The 17,639-nt window shown below is 29.5% G+C and carries 16 protein-coding genes; 8 read left to right on the top strand and 8 right to left on the bottom strand.

The genetic code is table 11. The features are described 5' to 3' along the window. Positions 1–10 precede the first annotated feature (10 nt). Both GQR92_RS14175 and GQR92_RS14170 read left to right on the top strand, forming a co-directional pair. Positions 11–1,789, top strand: coding sequence for a peptide MFS transporter (locus GQR92_RS14175; protein ID WP_158840643.1), 1,779 nt, complete (start codon positions 11–13; stop codon positions 1,787–1,789). 94 nt (positions 1,790–1,883) lie between these two features. Beyond that, positions 1,884–2,402, top strand: a complete 519-nt coding sequence (locus GQR92_RS14170; RefSeq protein WP_158840641.1) for a thioredoxin family protein — start codon at positions 1,884–1,886, stop codon at positions 2,400–2,402. Positions 2,403–2,506: 104 nt separating this feature from the next. Here the strand turns inward: GQR92_RS14170 and GQR92_RS14165 are convergent, their stop codons facing one another. The 6 genes from GQR92_RS14165 to surE all read right to left on the bottom strand — a co-directional run bounded on the left by GQR92_RS14165 (position 2,507) and on the right by surE (position 7,668). Then, complete coding sequence (locus GQR92_RS14165; protein ID WP_158840639.1) at positions 2,507–4,522, bottom strand: ComEC/Rec2 family competence protein; 2,016 nt, start codon at positions 4,520–4,522, stop codon at positions 2,507–2,509. Between the two features lie 38 nt (positions 4,523–4,560). Further along, a complete protein-coding gene (locus GQR92_RS14160) occupies positions 4,561–5,040 on the bottom strand; it encodes a C40 family peptidase (protein ID WP_158840637.1) in 480 nt (159 codons plus the stop codon). Positions 5,041–5,076: 36 nt separating this feature from the next. Next, complete coding sequence (locus tag GQR92_RS14155) at positions 5,077–5,412, bottom strand: n-acetylglutamate synthase (RefSeq protein ID WP_199269144.1); 336 nt, start codon at positions 5,410–5,412, stop codon at positions 5,077–5,079. Positions 5,413–5,422: 10 nt separating this feature from the next. Continuing rightward, positions 5,423–6,544 carry a lipid-A-disaccharide synthase gene (gene lpxB / locus GQR92_RS14150; protein WP_158840635.1) on the bottom strand — a complete coding sequence of 374 codons (1,122 nt, stop codon included), beginning with the start codon at positions 6,542–6,544 and terminating at the stop codon, positions 5,423–5,425. Positions 6,545–6,622: 78 nt separating this feature from the next. Beyond that, positions 6,623–6,910: a hypothetical protein gene (locus GQR92_RS14145; RefSeq protein WP_158840633.1), complete on the bottom strand. Its 288-nt coding sequence runs from the start codon at positions 6,908–6,910 to the stop codon at positions 6,623–6,625. Then, complete coding sequence (gene surE, locus GQR92_RS14140; protein WP_158842175.1) at positions 6,898–7,668, bottom strand: 5'/3'-nucleotidase SurE; 771 nt, start codon at positions 7,666–7,668, stop codon at positions 6,898–6,900. Before surE ends, GQR92_RS14145 begins: the two co-directional genes overlap by 13 nt. 318 nt (positions 7,669–7,986) lie before the next feature. On the opposite strand from surE, the gene GQR92_RS14135 reads away from it, so the two are divergent. After that, positions 7,987–10,116, top strand: a complete 2,130-nt coding sequence (locus tag GQR92_RS14135) for a carboxy terminal-processing peptidase (RefSeq protein WP_158840631.1) — start codon at positions 7,987–7,989, stop codon at positions 10,114–10,116. A gap of 74 nt (positions 10,117–10,190) precedes the next feature. Further along, a complete protein-coding gene (locus GQR92_RS14130) occupies positions 10,191–10,628 on the top strand; it encodes an acyl-CoA thioesterase (protein WP_158840629.1) in 438 nt (145 codons plus the stop codon). A 21-nt stretch (positions 10,629–10,649) separates the two neighbouring features. Here GQR92_RS14130 and GQR92_RS14125 read toward each other — a convergent pair whose 3' ends face one another. Together GQR92_RS14125 and GQR92_RS14120 are read right to left on the bottom strand one after the other, a co-directional pair. Continuing rightward, on the bottom strand, positions 10,650–11,555 hold the full coding sequence (locus tag GQR92_RS14125) for an IS982 family transposase (RefSeq protein WP_158840627.1): 906 nt from the start codon (positions 11,553–11,555) through the stop codon (positions 10,650–10,652). Positions 11,556–11,725: 170 nt separating this feature from the next. After that, entirely contained in the window at positions 11,726–13,375 is a 1,650-nt protein-coding gene (locus GQR92_RS14120; RefSeq protein WP_158840625.1) for a solute:sodium symporter family transporter, read from the bottom strand. 135 nt (positions 13,376–13,510) lie between these two features. On the opposite strand from GQR92_RS14120, the gene GQR92_RS14115 reads away from it, so the two are divergent. Genes GQR92_RS14115 through GQR92_RS14100 form a run of 4 tightly spaced genes read left to right on the top strand, consistent with a single transcriptional unit; the run spans position 13,511 to position 17,601 of the window. Then, positions 13,511–14,503, top strand: a complete 993-nt coding sequence (locus tag GQR92_RS14115) for a GntR family transcriptional regulator (protein ID WP_158840623.1) — start codon at positions 13,511–13,513, stop codon at positions 14,501–14,503. Positions 14,504–14,509: 6 nt separating this feature from the next. After that, entirely contained in the window at positions 14,510–15,400 is an 891-nt protein-coding gene (locus GQR92_RS14110) for an aldose 1-epimerase (RefSeq protein ID WP_158840621.1), read from the top strand. A 10-nt stretch (positions 15,401–15,410) separates the two neighbouring features. Beyond that, positions 15,411–16,559: a galactokinase gene (galK, locus tag GQR92_RS14105; RefSeq protein ID WP_158840619.1), complete on the top strand. Its 1,149-nt coding sequence runs from the start codon at positions 15,411–15,413 to the stop codon at positions 16,557–16,559. 19 nt (positions 16,560–16,578) lie between these two features. Next, entirely contained in the window at positions 16,579–17,601 is a 1,023-nt protein-coding gene (locus GQR92_RS14100) for a UDP-glucose--hexose-1-phosphate uridylyltransferase (RefSeq protein ID WP_158840616.1), read from the top strand. Positions 17,602–17,639 lie beyond the last annotated feature (38 nt).

Here is a 17,639-nt window from a genome sequence, read left to right as displayed (position 1 = left end):
AAATCATTTTATGAATACAGACATAGAAAACCTGTTTAAAGACAAGGTTATTGGACATCCTGCTGGATTATTTGTTTTATTTTTCACAGAAATGTGGGAACGTTTTTCATTTTACGGAATGAGAATTTTATTGGTACTGTTTTTAACAGCTCCATTAATTGGTGATAACCCTGGTTGGGAATGGCCAAGAGAACATGCGTTAGCTTTAATTGGTACCTATGCATCTCTTTTATATTTAACACCTATTGTTGGTGGTTGGGTTGCTGATAAAATTACGGGATATAAGTGGGCAGTAGTTATTGGTTGTTTTATTATGATGTTAGGCCATGCTTCTATGGTATTTGAAACACAATTTACATTATACTTAGGTTTAGCATTATTAGTTATTGGTACTGGTTTTTTTAAACCGAATGTAACTTCTATGATTTCTGAAATGTATAAAGGAAAAGAATCTAAAAAAGATGGAGCTTACACCATATTTTACATGGGAGTTAACGCAGGTGCTTTTTTCGGAATGATGCTTTGTGGATATTTAGCAGAAAATATTGGATGGTCTTGGGGCTTTGGTCTTGCAGGAATTTTTATGTTTTTAGGAATGTTACAATTCTGGTTAGCTAAAGATTTATTTGGTAGTATTGGAGAAAAACCATCAAAAGTATACGAAGTAGAACTTGCTCAAAACATTAATGAAGTTAGTCCAACAGAACAGAACTCATCAGAAGAAAAATTAAATCCTTTTACAGGGTTAGATAAAATTTTGATTATACTTTCTGCATTAGGAGGTGTTTTATATCTTTTTAATGACCCAATGTCTAAAGTTGGAGATATTAATATTTTAGATTTTAAAATAGGATCTATGGATGGTTCTAACGTTACCATTCTAACAGCATTGGTGCTATTCTTATATTTAGTAATCTCTAGAATCTCTAGATATACCAAAATTATTAGAGACAAGATTATTGCCGTTGCTATCTTCGGAATTTTTACGGTATTTTTCTTTGCTGCTTTTGAGCAATCTTTAGGTTCAATGACCATTTTTGCTAGAGATTATACAGGAAGAACACTTGCAGGATCATCTGCAATGATATTTAAAATAATCGATTTAATATTAACAGTAGGTCCTTTGGCAATTATTACTTGGGTGCTCTATTTATTATTTAAGAAAACATATTCTAAAATTCCTTTTTCTAATATCATTTTAGGGTTGGCATTTGTTACTCTTTGGGGAATTGTTATTTGGAAAGTAAACAGAGAATTTAGTGCAGATGCAACAGAAGTTGGTGCTTCTTGGTTTGGTATCTTAAATTCATTCTTTATCATTACACTCGCTCCTTTGTTTTCTAAATGGTGGGAAAGTAAATACAACCCAAGTGCAGCTATGAAATATGGTTTAGGTCTTATTCTTTTAGGTTTAGGTTTTGGCGTATTAGTTATAGGTACAATGGGTATAGAACAAGGAGCTAAAACAGCTTCTGTTAGTATGTTTTTCTTAATATTTGCTTATTTATTTCATACCATGGGAGAACTTTGTATCTCACCAGTAGGTTTATCTTACCTAAGTAAATTAGTACCAGGTAGAATGATTGGTTTTATGTTTGGTATTTGGTATTTAGCCATTGCAATAGGACAAAAAGCTGCAGGTACAATGGGAGGAATGATTGATAAAATAACAGAAGAACACTCATTAAGTACTTTCTTTTTAATTTTTACGTTAGTACCAATAGCTGTTGGTTTAATATCTATTGTTTTAAACCCTTTATTAAAAAAACTAATGCACGGAGTAAAGTAATTTTATTCCTTATAAATATTTCAGTAAAGCATCGTATTTCGATGCTTTACTTTTTTTTTTGTAAATTTGATACACCTATTTCGACTTATAAAGCATGAAAAACTTTAAATTACTTATTGCAATTTTACTATTTTGTTTGAATATAAATGCACAAGAAAATATAAAATGGCTTGGTTTTGAAGAGGCCATTAAATTAAATAAAAAGAATCCTAAACCTATTTTAATTGATGTCTATACAGATTGGTGTGGCTATTGTAAAAAAATGGATTTAAACACTTATTCTAATAAGACTATAGGCGATTATATTAATAAAAACTTTTATGCCGTTAAACTAGATGGAGAAGGCAAAAAGGACATTCTTTTTAATGAACATACCTTTAAATATCAAAAAGAAGGAAGACGTGGTTATAACCAATTAGCTGCTACTTTAATGGATGGTAAATTATCTTACCCAACCACATTATTTCTGACTGAAAAAGAGGAATTATTAGACAGAATTCCTGGGTATTTAGATACAGAAACAATGGAAAAGGTATTGGTCTATTTTTCTGAAAAAATATACGAAACTAAAAAATGGGGTGAATTTGATAAAGATTTTAAAAGTAATTTGTAATAATACTTATAAACTATTTCCATTTTGTCATTCCTGCGAAGGCAGGAATCTATAAAATCTTAGTGGAAATATTTCTAAGAAAAAGAAAAAACTTTACAGAAAAATTAATCAATAATAAACGCTCCTTTTTGTCCTGTGTAGTGAAAAGGTATTTGATGTTTTAAGCACAACTTTTCCCAACGAATTACATAACTTTTATAATTAGAACCATCTGCAATAATTTGCGATGGTTTTATTGTTTTTATCAACCTTGTTAGGTTTATTTTAGGCGAATATTGCATCACAACAATTGGCTTTTTTAATCCTGTAATATTATAAACACCCAAACTGTCTATCAATAAAACGTCTTTATTAGAAAACTTTACAAAGTTCTTAAAACTGGTTTCTTTAACTTGTATAATTCCTTCTGAAACACTATACGATTTAATACTATTTTCTTTTTTAAACCTTACACTATCTATATCGTGTTGTAAAAAGAGTTGCGCTCCTACCCGCTTTCCAATCATAGAAAACCTGCTTTTATGAAATACAATTAACTCTTCTTTTACTTTATTTTGATTCGATTCTATTAGATAAACACTTTGTAATAATAAAATTGAAATAAAAAAGTAAATGAGTTTTTTGGATGATTTTTCTATAAGAAAATAAACACCTAAAAATAAGAATACATACCAACACAACATCGTAATAAATGATATTGAAATTTCTTTGAACAAGAATTCTTCTTGATGAGAAACCCAACTTACAAAGTCGTTCATTCCAGATATGATAACTCCATAAATATCCGCTAAAAATTGAGGTAAAATATGTAAAAGTGATGCAATAATAACTAAAATCCCTCCGATTAAAATAGCACTTAAAAAAGGAATGATTACTAAATTTGATGCTAAAAACAACCCTGGAAATTGTTGAAAGTAATAAATACTTAAAGGTAAAATGCCTATTTGAGCTGCAATTGAAACGGTGAATAATTGCCAAATTTTCTTGTCTAAAAAAAATCTTGGATTGTAAACTTTATACAATTTTGGTTGTACCCAAAGAATGCCAAAAACGGCTAAATAACTTAATTGAAAACCAACATCAAACAGAAACATGGGTTTTATCAATAGTAAGAAAAGCATGGATGAAATAAATGAAAATTCTACTACGTTTTTCCTTCTCAAAGATAAGCCGATTGCTAAAAAAGTAAACATGGTAACGGCTCTAACTACCGAGGCCGAAAGACCAGCGATAAAAGCAAACATCCAAAGTAATAAAACAATGATAACGGTTTTTAAAAACAATCCATATTTAATTCTTTCAAGAGGTTTAAAAATAAAGGATAAAATCCATAAAATAACGCCAACGTGCAACCCCGAAACTGCTAAAATATGGATGGCGCCTGCTCTTTGATAATCTACAATCAATTCTTTAGAAATATCTTGCCTTTGCCCTAACAACAGAGCATTAATTACCGCTAATTCATTATCCTTAAAATGGTATTTCTTTAATGATTCTTGAATTTTATTCCTGAATTTTGCTGACAAGCCTAATAACGAAGTTCTTTTAGAATTTAACCTTAAAAACTGATTTTCTGCAACAAATAACTGATGATGAATACCTTGTTTGGCTAAATAAGATTTGTAGTTAAATTGATGCGGATTTAAAGGAGGAATTAACTCTTTTAAAGTTGGTTTTAATAAGATTTGATCATCTACATGTAAAGGGTTTGTAAAACTATCTTTTTGAATATTCAACAAGACAGTTCCTATAGTTTTATCAGCATTTACTTTAATAACTTTAGCCTCATATTTTTGATAATAATTCCCGGGTTTTAAAATTTTATCAATTTGTAAAATAACAGTAGCATTATCTTCTAATTGATGCTCATAAAAAGAATCATAATTTCTGTCATCATTTAAATAGACAGCTGAAACACCCACAAAAAAGAATAAAATAAAAGCAAGACCTGTTCTTATAACTTTGTTTGTTATCAGAAAAACAAGCACAGCGAGCCCCCCTAAAAACAACGAGGTTTTTAGAAAACTATAACTCCAAAATTGCGTGAAAAATTGGAAACAAATTCCAATAATTAAAAGCACAACAAAGTGCAAGGGTATGTAATTGTACAACCTTTTCATAGCAAGTTAAAGTTACTAAAAAAAACGTTAACTACTAATTATAAGATGGTTGTTGCTTTTACAAATGCTTTTTTCCAGTATTTTTCGGATAAAGTAGAAACAATTACACCTCTAGATGTTGTGGCGTGCACAAACTTAATTTGCCCTTTTTTATGAGAAACCACCAAACCAACGTGGTTGATGCTTCGTCTACTTTTACTGGTTCTAAAGAATAATAAATCTCCTTTTTTTACTTTATTTAAAGAGATTTTATTTCCTCTTTTTGCCATGTCTCTAGAAATTCTTGGCAATTGTACATTTTCGCTTCCAAAGGCAACATAAACTACACCAGAACAATCCATTCCTCTTTGGGTTGTTCCTCCAAATTTATAACGGACTCCTTTATATTTTAAGGCATTAGATACAATTCTATCTACTTTTGTAGTTGGTTTAGTTGTCTTTTTAACAACGTTTTTAGTAGAGGAACAAGAACTTAATAGTAAAGAAAATACAACTAATAAAAAACCCCATTTCTTCATATTAAATATTCTTTTAGGTATAATTTGTACACTTAATTAAACTTCTTCTAAAATAGATTCCCCACTTGTCTTATCAACAGAAGTCCATTGCCAATTTTCATAAAGTCTTATTTTTCCATTAGAAGTTAACTCTGGTTTAGAACTACAAGTACCTGTCATTAACTCTCCTTTAAGATTCACTTGATGATAACGCATTTCTATATTTCCGTCTTCATCTACAAGACCTATTAAATGACCTTTTACTATTTGTCCTCCTTTGTATTCACAAGTAAGAATAGTACCCTTTTGTTGATATTTAAAAATGGTTTCTTCTGATGTTTCACCATTCTCAGTATTTTGAACTACTCTAAATTTCTTATTATTATAATTCATAATGTGTAAGCTAGTTTTCTTCCTTTTTTAAATCGCCTACAATTTGTTTGGCAACTTTTTCTGAAGCTCCTTTTCCGCCAAGTTTCTTTTCTAAATCGAAGTATTCTAAAAACAGTTTCTCTCTATAACGATCATCTAAAATCTTAGTCAATTCAGTTTTTAAATTCTTGGAATTAAAATCATTCTGAATTAACTCTTTTACCACTTCTTTATCCATAATTAAATTGACCAAAGAAATAAATTTTAAGGTGATAATTCTTTTAGCAATCTGATAAGAAATACTGCCTCCTTTATAACAAACTACTTGTGGAACTTTAAATAAAGCTGTCTCTAAAGTTGCTGTACCAGACCCAACTAAAGCGGCGTAAGAAATGCTTAATAAATCGTAGGTTTTATTGCTGATAAAACTCACTTTTCTATCTCCAATAATATTATTATAAAAACTTAAATCCTGACTAGGAGCACCTGCAATTACAAATTGATAGTCAGAAAAATCATCAATTAAAGATAGCATTACAGATAACATCTTGGTAATTTCTTGCTTTCTACTTCCTGGTAATAACGCAATAATGGGTTTGTCTGTTAAGTTGTACTCTTTTCTAAAAGCAACTTCACTTACTTGTTTTCTGCCTGCAATTCCATCAATTAAAGGATGCCCAACAAATTCTACATTGTAATCGTATTTTTCATAAAATTCCTTTTCAAAAGGAAGTATTACAAACATTTTATCTACATCTCTTTTAATGTCTTTAACTCTACCCGCTCTACTTGCCCAAACTTGAGGAGAAATATAATAATTGGTTTTAAAACCTTGTTCTTTTGCCCATTTGGCAACACGTAAATTAAAACCAGAATTATCAATAAGAATAAGAACATCTGGTTTAAACTCTGCAATATCTTTTTTACAAAATTTAATAAAACCTAATACTTTAGAAAGATTCATTAAAACTTCGAAAAACCCCATAAAAGCTCTTTCTTTATAATGACTCACTAAAGTTCCGCCAACATTTTTCATTAAATCTCCACCCCAAAACCGAATGTCTGCATTTGTATCTTCTTTATACAAAGCTTTCATTAAATTAGAGCCATGTAAATCTCCTGAAGCCTCACCAGCAATAATGTAATATTTCATAAGTTTTTACTTGTCTGGTCGAGCGCAGTCGAGACCTTATTAAACCTCTCGACTGCGCTCGAGGAGACATTATCTCTATTAAATAAATTTTAAAACCAAAGTAGTTAATGCTATTAAAATAGTAGCCAATAAAACTCCTTTAGCCCTATTATCTTGTTTCTTTTTGATAAAAATGAAGAAAACAAATAAATTAGGAATTGCAGCTAAAGACAATACTTTACCATACAAATCGCCATCTTTTATTAAATTGATGGTTTCGTAAAAACCAAATTTAGAAATATATTCTAAATAGAAAAAAACGCCTCCAAAAGTGGCAAATAACGAAACCAAAATTCCTATTAAAATATCTTTTTTTACAGTTCCCATGAATTTAATTTTTGAATCATGTGATGCGCAGTCATATCAAACTGAACAGGAACTACAGAAATATAACCACTTTCTAACGCAAAAATATCTGTATCTTCTCCTTTATCTTTATTTACAAATTCACCAGAAAGCCAGTAATACTCTTTACCCATTGGGTTTCTACGTTTATCAAAAATTTCTCTCCAATATCCATTTGCTTGTCTACAAATTTTAACCCCTTTTATTTCTTCCTTTTTTAACTTAGGAATATTTACATTTAAAACAATGCCTTCGGGAATACCGTTTAACAAAGCATTTAATGTAATATTTTTTATAAATTCTTCTGATTGTTTAAAGTCTGCATGCCATTTAAAATCTAATAAAGAAAAACCTATTGCAGGTATACCTTCTATTCCTGCTTCTATTGCAGCACTCATGGTACCAGAATAAATAACACTAATCGATGAATTAGATCCATGATTAATACCAGAAACACATAAATCTGGTTTTCTATTTAAAATTTCATTGACAGCCATTTTTACACAATCTGCAGGTGTACCAGAACACGTATATTCTAACTGTGGCCCATCATCAATTGTTATGGCATTACAGGTTAACACATTATCTACTGTTATAGCATGTCCCATCCCACTTTGTGGGCTATCTGGCGCAACAACAACTACTTCACCAATTTTATTCATTATGCCAATTAAAGCTCTTAAACCAGGAGCTGTAATACCATCATCATTTGTAATTAAAATTAAAGGCTTGTCTTGCATCATTTTCGTTTAAAGTTCAAAATTAAGAATTCAAAATTACAGGAAGTTTTCAATTTAAATATTGAACTTTAAATTTTGAATTATTTTAGGCAAATATAATTGATTTTTATACTATTTCCTTTTTAACAGTTTGTAAAGAATTGATTTTCTCTTTTTTCCGTAATATTGTATAACACAAAGCTATTGTTATCTTTTAAAAGTATATAAGAATAACAAAAGAGAATAATATAAAAACTTACTAAATAATTTTGGCATTATTTTAGTAGTTTAGCAAAGAACAAGAAGTAATTACAGAATTTAAGTAACGACAGAAGAAATATGAAAACAAGATATAAAATCACCACATTTTTATTAGCAATGTTGCTATTTGCAAATAGCTTTCAGGCTACTGCATCAAATATAGACACGAATTCAGATCCTGAAAAAGATAAAATTTTAGTATATCTTTTAAGAAACATTCTTACCAGAAGTCATTTTGTTGTAAAAGACATAAATGACGATTTTTCTGAGTATGTTTTTAATGAATTTATTGATGGTTTAGACCCTAATAAAAGATATTTTACACAAGAAGATATTAAAGAGTTTTCTAAATTTAAATATGATATTGATAATCAATTATTAAAAGAAGATGTCTCTTTTTATAACTTGGTGTACGATCGGTTTTCTAGCAAAATTAAAAATGCAAAATCATATTATGGAGATCTATTAAAACAACCTTTCAATTTTAATAAAAATGAAACCATTGATGTAGATTATGAAAAAGTTCCGTTTGCTAAAAATGAAAACGAACTAATTGATTACTGGCGCAAACAATTAAAATTAAGCACTCTAATTAGAATTCAAGATAAATTAGAAAAACAAAAAGCAAAGGTAGAAAAGGATAAAAATTTTAAAACTAAAAAATTTGGTGAACTAGAAAAAGAAGCACGTTTAGAAGTTCTTAAAAACATGGACGATTTGTATGTTAGAATTGAAGAATTAGAACATGAAGATTGGTTTTCTACTTTTTTAAACACAGTAGTTGGCGCTTTTGACCCACATACAACTTATATGGCACCAAGTATAAAAGAACGTTTTGACCAAGATATGTCTGGTAAATTAGAAGGAATTGGAGCACGTTTGGTTAAAAAAGGAATTTATACCGAAATTTTTGAATTAGTCTCTGGAGGTCCGGCATGGAAAGAAGGTAGTTTAGAACCTGGTGATATTATTTTAGAAGTTGCACAAGGAACTGAAGAACCATTAGATATTGTGGGCATGCGTTTAGATGATGCTATTAAGTTTATTAAAGGAAAAAAAGGGACCGAGGTTAAATTAACGGTTAAGAAAAAATTAGACGGCTCTACCAAAGTAATTTCTATTATTAGAGATGTTGTAGAACTAGAGGAAACTTTTGTAAAATCTAGTATTGTAGAAAAGGATGGTAAAAAATTCGGAATTATAGATCTACCAAAATTCTATATAAATTTTGAAGAAGAAGACTATAGAGACTCTGCAAAAGACATGGAGCAAGAAATTGCAAGATTAAAAGGAGAAGGAGTTACTGGTTTAATTGTAGATTTAAGAAATAATGGTGGTGGTTCACTTAAAACAGCTATAGAAATTAGCGGTTTATTTATTAATGAAGGCCCTATTGTACAAGTAAAATACCGAGGTGAAAACCCTATTATTAAAAAAGATATCGACCCTAAGATTCAATGGGATGGAGCAGTTGTTGTTTTAGTAAATGAATTTTCTGCTTCTGCATCAGAAATTTTTGCTGCAGCAATGCAAGATTATAAAAGAGCGGTAATTATGGGAGGAAACCAAACCTATGGTAAAGGAACAGTGCAAAGTGTATTACCTATTAACCAATTTACCAAGTATGATAAAGATTTAGGCGCTTTAAAAATGACCATTCAAAAATTCTACAGAATTAATGGTGGCTCTACTCAAATAGAAGGGGTATATTCTGATATTGCAATGCCAGACAGATATAGTTACATGAAGTTTGGTGAAAGAGATTTAAAGGGCGCATTAGGTTGGGATAAAGTAAAACAAGCAGAGTATGTGCAAACAAGTTCTTATCAAAATTTTTCTGATGTAATTTATAATAGCAAACAAAGAATTGCAACAGACTCTAAATTTAAATTGATCAATGAATATGCAAAATGGTTAAAAAAGAAACAAGATGATACCTCTTATACTCTAAACTATAAATTGTTCGAAAAAGAAAATGTAGCGAATGAAAAAGATGCTGAAAAATTTAAAGCAGTTTTTGATTATAAATCGGATTTAAACTTTACTTCTCCAGAATATGAACAATCTCTATTTAAAAAAGATACTGTTTTAGCCGATAAAAGATTGGCATGGCATAAAAATTTATCTAAAGACGTATATGTTTTTGAAGCTTTAAATGTTTTAAGCGAATTAAAATTGAACCCGAATAATAAATTAGTAAAACACTAATTACTAATTACTTAATAAGAACAAACCTGATAATGCAAAATAGTGTATTATCAGGTTTTTAAATATCAAAAAGAATGAGTTTTAAAGTTACATTTCACACAAAATGGGCAGATTTTGACCCAAACAGACACATGCGTCATACTGCATATAATGATTATGCTGCAGAAGTTAGAGTACGCTATTTTAGAGAACAAAATTTTTCTATAGAAGAGTTTACAAAACACAATATTGGTCCTATTTTATTTACGGAAGAAACTTCTTTTAGAAAAGAAATCCATTTAGGAGAAAACATTACTGTAGATTTTAAACTTTCTGGTTTATCAGAAAACAACGAACGTTGGAAAATTACACATCATGTTTTTAACGAAGCAGGGAAACTATCTGCCATTATAAAAGTATATGGAGCTTGGATAGATTTAACAAAAAGAAAACTAACCGTACCACCAAAAGAAGCCCAACACCTATTTGATATTGCAGAACGAAGTGACGCTTTTGAAGAAATAGAGCTTTAAAATAAATAACGTGAGTTCGAGCTAATCAATCGCAATATTCGGTAACATATTCGGGATTTTTATAGAAGGTTTTTTAGGTAAAAAAGAATATGCAATTAATCCAGAGATCATATTTGTTATGAAATTATCAAAAGATCTATGTCTAGAATGTTCAATTTGGCAAGTGTTTTTTAGTACATCATTTACTGTTTCGATGATTGCTCTTTTTCTTAGGATAACTTTATCCATATAGTCCATTGCTTTCTTTTTCATGTTTTTTCGAACTTTAGTTATTAAATGAATTCCGTCTACAAAAAGTCTTTCAAATAAATCTTTCCCAATATATCCTTTGTCTCCAAAAATTTTTCCAAATAATTTGTCGTGAAACTTCTTTTGTTTGAGAGGGAATCTGTCGTCTACATTGGCTGGAGTGAACATAAAATCAATAATTTCTCCTTTGTCATTGCAGACAATATATAGTTTAAATCCAAAATACCACCCCATAGTTCCATAGCTTTTTTTGGCAATATCTTTAAATACTTGATGTTGTTTTTCTCTTTTATAGTGACATACTTTTAAAGGAGTAGAATCAATAAAAGAGATACCTGTGCAATCGCCTAAACAATACATTTTCATAAAAACGGCTAAAGGTTGTGTAACCTTTTTTTGAAGTTCTACAAATCTATTATAAGAAACACAATCTGGAAACAGATCTTGTCTGTATTTACAAATATGGTTTAAGTAAAAGTGTTTAAGGTTTCGGTAAGACTTTAGGTGAAATATAACAAGTATGGTCATCACTTCACTATCAGACATTTTGAACTTTCTATTACGTTTTTTAGTTGTTGAACCATCAGAAATGCTGTTTTTATTAAGAATTAAGTTAAATTCTTTCATAAAATCATCTAAAGAACAGAAAATTTCTATAATTTTACTATCAGAAATCATAAGCAGGATATTTATTAATATATTAGAATTCAGTACTTTAATATACTAAATATTCTGCTTTTTTTATAGGTTTAATTAAAATTTCTTACATCGAACTCACGTTAAATAGATAATAAAAAAACGTCTAAAAAAATTTTAGACGTTTTTTATTATCTTAAAAAAGTATTTACTTATGCAAAATAAGCATAAATTACAATAACAATAATACAAATTCCTATTCCTGCACTTTTAACGTGTTTCCAAGGTTTTATATCTACTTGCTGGGTATATTCTTGTACAAAATCTGTTTCTCTTGGTTTAATCTTACCAATTACTAACATAATTACTACATTTAAAACAAATAAAATAGCCATTACATCTAAAAAGTGAGGATAAGCTTGGGCTTTTACCAAAGCTAACTCTGCAACATCTGTAATTCCTTTTGCTTTTGCTTCATCAATTGCAGAATTTACAAAATAAGGTTGCATAAAAAACTGACTAATTATATATAATAAACATCCAGAAATTAAACCAACTTTAGCAGCAATTGCAGGTACACGTTTTGTAAAATATCCCACTACAATAATCGTTAAAATAGGAATACTATAAATACCATTAATTTCTTGTAAGTATGCAAACAAACTTCCTGCATTAGCAATTAACGGTGCAATAAACATCGCTGCAATTGCTAATACAATTCCAAACATTTTACCGTACTTTACTACTGTCTTCTCTTCTGCATCTTTGTTTATATGTTCTTTGTAAATATCAATACCAAATAAGGTTACAGAACTGTTTAATACGCTATTAAAAGAGCTTAAAATTGCACCAAATAAAACTGCTGCAAAAAAGCCAACAAATGCATCTGGAAGCACTTTATTTACTAACATAGGATAGGCACTATCTGGGTTTTCTAATTTACCATCAAAAATATGAAAAGCAATAATACCAGGTAACACAACAATAATTGGTCCTAATATTTTTATAAAAGATCCTAATAATAATCCTTTTTGACCTTCTTTTAAATTCTTTGCACCTAAAGCTCTTTGTATAATTTGTTGATTTGTTCCCCAATAAAACAATTGAACTAACATCATTCCTGTAAAAATGGTATAAAATGGAACAGGGTCTGTTGGCCCACCCATAGATTTAAATTTCTCTGGATGTGATGTTGTAATTATATTTAATCCATCAATAATATTTCCATCACCAATCAACATTAATCCAAAAATTGGAATCAAAATACCACCAGCTAATAAACCAATCGCATTAATAGAGTCAGAAACAGCAACCGCTTTTAAACCTCCAAAAACTGCATAAATAGAACCTATAATTCCTATTCCCCAAACACAAATCCAAATAGATTGCGTGTGTGTTACTCCTAATAATTCTGGAACATTAAACATACCACTTACTGCAAGGGAACCTGAATAAAGAATTACTGGTAATAAAACAACTACATAACCAGATAAAAACAAAACAGAAGTTAATGTTTTAGTGGTAACATCAAATCTTTTTGCTAAAAATCCTGGTACCGTTGTTAAACCTCCTTTTAAATATCTTGGTAATAAAAACATAGCAGTAAGTACCATTGCAATTGCTGCCAAAGTTTCCCAAACCATTACAGATAATCCACTTTGGTAAGAGGAACCATTAAGACCAACAATTTGTTCTGTTGATAAGTTTGTTAATAGCAAAGAACCAGCTATTACACCTGCCGTTAAACTTCTTCCTCCTAAAAAATAGCCATCAGAAGAAGATTCTTCTGTATTTCTTGTAGCAAAATAAGAAATGACGGCAACAAGTATAGTGAAGCTTAAAAAAGTTAAAATTTGCATCATAATTTTTGTTTAGTTAATTATTTAATATTCAAATATATGTATATTAATTTAAGATTAATAACAAATTAGTCCTTTTACACAAACTAGTACGTACTGGTAGGTAATTGTTATAAAATTTGTATATTTGTATACCATATGATCGAAGTTAAAAATAAAATAGGAATTCCAAAATACAAACAAATCATCCTCAACATTGAGGATGCAATAAATAATGGAAAACTAAAAAAAGGAGATAAACTACCTTCTATTAACGAAATTAGAAAGCTAAATAAACTCTCTAGAGACACAGTTTTAACGGCTTTTAACGAATTAAAAAACAGAGGAATTATAAAACCCGTAGTAGGTAAAGGATATTATGTATCTAGTGAAAACATAGATATTAAACAAAAAATATTTTTACTTTTTGATGAATTAAACTCTTTTAAAGAAGATTTATATAATTCTTTTTTAGAAAACTTAACTCCGAATATTCAGGTAGATATTTTCTTTCACCACTTTAATGAAACTATTTTTAAAAAATTGATTCAAGATAATTCGGGTGATTATAATGCGTATGTAATTATGCCTGCAAATTTTAAAAACACAGGTAAAACTATTAAAGTTTTACCAAAAGAGAAGGTATATATTTTAGATCAAATTCATAAAGATTTGGAAAATTATCCGTCTGTTTATCAAAATTTTGAAAAAACTATTTACACGAATTTAAATACAATTTCAGAATCTATAAAAAAATACAAAAAACTGAATCTTATAGCCTTAAATGATAACCAACCTAAAAGTTTAATTAAAGGTTTTGTTCAATTCTGTGAAGAAAAAGAAATTTCTTATGAAATCGTAGAAAAAACATCTGATCTACCCTTAATAAAAGATGAGTTATTTGTAATTCCGGATGATAAAAGCTTATTAAGGGTTATCAAAAAAATGAAAAAACAAAATTTCGTTTTAGGGCAAGATATTGGAGTACTTTCATATAATGACACCTTATTAAAGGAAATTGTAGAAGGAGGCATTACAACAATATCAACAGACTTTAATGAAATGGGTAAAAGACTAGCTCAAATGATTTTGAATAAAGAACAAATTAAAATAGAAAACCCTAATAAATTAATAATTAGAAACTCAATATAACATACAGTGTATACTATAAATCACAACTCAGAAACAAACAGCATTGAAGTTAAAAACACTAAAAATTCTGTTTTCGGTAAAATTTACTTAGACCTAGGAGCTAGTTTGCAAGAATTAACGTTAGATGGACAAGCAATTATTCAAGATTTACATCCATTAGAGTACGATTCTACCTACGCCTCCTCTATTCTATTTCCGTTTGCAAATAGAATAAAAGATGGAAAATATTCTTTTAACAATGAAGATTTTCAACTAGAAACCAATCAAAAAGAAGAAAGAAACGCACTACATGGTTTTGTTTATAATAAAACCTTTAAATTAATAGAACAAGAAACTACAGAAAGTTCTGCTAATCTAACTTTAGAATATATAGAACATGCTAAAACAGCAGGCTTCCCTTATACTTATACAATACAAGTAACGTATGTTTTTAATGATAACAATGTAAGTTTAGCTATATATGTAAAAAATACAGACACTAAAACGTTCCCTTTTACTTTAGGGTGGCATCCTTATTTTATAAGTGATAATTTATCTGAAAGTTCTATAAATTTTGATTGTAATCAAAAACTAATTATTGGAGATAGAAATATTACTACAGGTGTTGAAGATGTTAAATCTAAAGTGGTTTTAAATATAGAAAACAAACAATTAGATGATTGTTGGGTTTTAAATACCGATAAAGTTCAGTTTAATACTCCTAAATATCAATTAAACTTTTCTTCTTCTGTAAAAGACAACTTTTTACAAGCTTATACGCCACCTAGATTAAATACAATAGCCATAGAACCTACTACCGGAGTTTCTGATAGTTTTAATAATAAAATAGGGCTACAAACATTAAACCCAAATGAAGAATATTACATCGTTTGGAAAATAAACATCAATAACAATTAACCAAGCAGACATGAGTGCAATACTAATTAAGGATGTAAAAGAGACATTTATCAACAAATTTAAAACAGACCCTTTATTAATTTTTTCTCCTGGAAGAATAAATATTATTGGAGAACATACAGATTATAATGATGGTTTTGTCTTTCCTGCAGCCGTTAATAAAGGAATTGCAGCAGCTATTCAAAAAAGTGATTCCGGTAGTTCTACAGCCATCGCCTTAGATTTAGACAGTACCATTGAGTTTGCACTAGATAAATTAAAACCTTCTAAAGAAGGAAGCTGGGAAAATTATGTTTTTGGTGTTGTTGCCGAAATTCAGAATAAAAATAAAGTGATTGGTGATTTTAATATTATCTTTAAAGGTAATATTCCTGGAGGTGCAGGTATGTCTTCTTCTGCAGCTTTAGAAAATAGTGTGGTTTTTGGATTAAATGAAATATTTAATTTAGGTCTTACCAAACACGAAATGATTTTAATATCACAAAAAGCAGAACATAATTATGTGGGTGTAAATTGCGGTATTATGGATCAATACGCAAGTATGTTTGGTATAAAAGACAATGCTTTACACTTAGATTGTAGAACGGTAGCATCTAAACCTTATAAAATAGATTTTAAAGATCATCAATTAATGTTGATAAATACCAACGTAAAACACAGTTTGTCTGATAGCGCTTATAATGATAGACGTTCTGCTTGCGAAGGCGTATCTGCATTACTAGGTATAAAAGCTCTAAGAGATGCTACTGAAGCAGATTTAGAAACTATTGCAAACAAGGTAACACCTGCAAACTACCAAAAAGCACTATTTGTAATTCAAGAAAACGAAAGAACTCTAAAAGCCGCAAAAGCTATTGAGGATAATGATTTACAGTTATTAGGTTCTTTAATTTATCAATCTCACGAAGGTTTGTCTAACCAATACCATGTTAGTTGTAATGAGTTAGATTTTTTAGTAGACCAAGCTAAAAAAAACAAACACGTATTAGGCGCAAGAATGATGGGTGGTGGTTTTGGTGGTTGTACTATTAATTTAGTTGATAAAAGCGAAGCAAAAGCATTTGCAGAAATAGCATCTAAAGCTTACAAAAATAAATTTAACACTGAATGTTCTGTATATTTTATTGAACTTTCTGAAGGAACACATATCGTAAAATAATCAACTACAACTTTAAAAGATGAGTAATACAAATTTACAAGATTATTCGCACAAGCGTTTTAATATTCTTACCGGAGAATGGGTTTTAGTTTCTCCACACAGAGCTAAAAGACCTTGGCAAGGACAAAACGAAGCGGTAAATAACGAAAAAAGACCATCTCATGATGAATCTTGTTATTTATGTTCTGGAAACACAAGAATTAACGGAGAAATAAACCCAGAGTATAAAGATGTTTTTGTTTTTACAAACGATTTTGCAGCCTTACAAAACGACTCTCCTACATTTAATGTAAATGACGGACTTTTAAAGGCACAAAGTGAAACGGGTATTTGTAAAGTAATTTGCTTTAGCCCAGATCACTCTAAAAGTTTAGCAGATATGTCTGCATCAGAAATTCAGAAAGTAGTTTTTGCTTGGCAAAGAGAGTTTACTGAATTGGCTGAAAATCCTAAAATCAATTATGTTCAAATTTTTGAAAATAAGGGTGCAGTTATGGGGTGTAGTAATCCACATCCTCATGGACAAATTTGGAGCCAGTCTTCTTTACCCAACGAAGTTGATAAAAAAAATACACAACAATTAAATTACTATAACAATAACAATAGTAGTTTATTGGGTGATTACTTAACGCAAGAATTAGAAAAGAAAGAACGTATTATTTTTGAAAATGATGGGTTTGTAGTTTTAGTTCCTTTTTGGGCTATTTGGCCTTTCGAAGCCATGATTGTTCCTAAAAAACACCAAGCTAATATTTTAGAAATGAATGATGAACAAGCTTTACAATACGGAGAAGCAATTGCTGTTTTAACCAAAGCTTACGATAAGATTTTTAACACTTCTTTTCCTTACTCTAGTGGTATTCACCAAGCACCAACAAATGGTAATGCAAACAAGCATTGGCATTGGCACATGAGTTTTTATCCACCATTATTAAGAAGCGCTTCTGTAAAGAAATTTATGGTAGGTTATGAAATGTTCGGAACTCCACAAAGAGATATTACAGCAGAACAAGCTGTAAAAATGATAAAAGATTGTTTGTAAATATTGCTCCCCCCCCTTTATCAATAAAAGAGCTTCTC

The organism is Polaribacter sp. L3A8, assembly GCF_009796785.1.
GTDB lineage: Bacteria > Bacteroidota > Bacteroidia > Flavobacteriales > Flavobacteriaceae > Polaribacter.
This window is presented reverse-complemented; position numbering and strand designations above follow the sequence as displayed.

Bases quoted from the DNA above. Each gene is read 5' to 3' on its own strand.
- galK (WP_158840619.1), top strand. From the start codon at position 15,411: ATGAGTGCAATACTAATTAAGGATGTAAAAGAGACATTTATCAACAAA.
- GQR92_RS14130 (WP_158840629.1), top strand. From the start codon at position 10,191: ATGAGTTTTAAAGTTACATTTCACACAAAATGGGCAGATTTTGACCCA.
- lpxB (WP_158840635.1), bottom strand. From the start codon at position 6,544: ATGAAATATTACATTATTGCTGGTGAGGCTTCAGGAGATTTACATGGC.
- GQR92_RS14100 (WP_158840616.1), top strand. From the start codon at position 16,579: ATGAGTAATACAAATTTACAAGATTATTCGCACAAGCGTTTTAATATT.
- GQR92_RS14115 (WP_158840623.1), top strand. From the start codon at position 13,511: ATGATCGAAGTTAAAAATAAAATAGGAATTCCAAAATACAAACAAATC.
- GQR92_RS14175 (WP_158840643.1), top strand. From the start codon at position 11: ATGAATACAGACATAGAAAACCTGTTTAAAGACAAGGTTATTGGACAT.
- GQR92_RS14125 (WP_158840627.1), bottom strand. From the start codon at position 11,555: ATGATTTCTGATAGTAAAATTATAGAAATTTTCTGTTCTTTAGATGAT.
- GQR92_RS14165 (WP_158840639.1), bottom strand. From the start codon at position 4,522: ATGAAAAGGTTGTACAATTACATACCCTTGCACTTTGTTGTGCTTTTA.
- GQR92_RS14145 (WP_158840633.1), bottom strand. From the start codon at position 6,910: ATGGGAACTGTAAAAAAAGATATTTTAATAGGAATTTTGGTTTCGTTA.
- GQR92_RS14160 (WP_158840637.1), bottom strand. From the start codon at position 5,040: ATGAAGAAATGGGGTTTTTTATTAGTTGTATTTTCTTTACTATTAAGT.
- GQR92_RS14170 (WP_158840641.1), top strand. From the start codon at position 1,884: ATGAAAAACTTTAAATTACTTATTGCAATTTTACTATTTTGTTTGAAT.
- GQR92_RS14155 (WP_199269144.1), bottom strand. From the start codon at position 5,412: ATGAATTATAATAATAAGAAATTTAGAGTAGTTCAAAATACTGAGAAT.
- GQR92_RS14135 (WP_158840631.1), top strand. From the start codon at position 7,987: ATGAAAACAAGATATAAAATCACCACATTTTTATTAGCAATGTTGCTA.
- GQR92_RS14120 (WP_158840625.1), bottom strand. From the start codon at position 13,375: ATGATGCAAATTTTAACTTTTTTAAGCTTCACTATACTTGTTGCCGTC.
- surE (WP_158842175.1), bottom strand. From the start codon at position 7,668: ATGCAAGACAAGCCTTTAATTTTAATTACAAATGATGATGGTATTACA.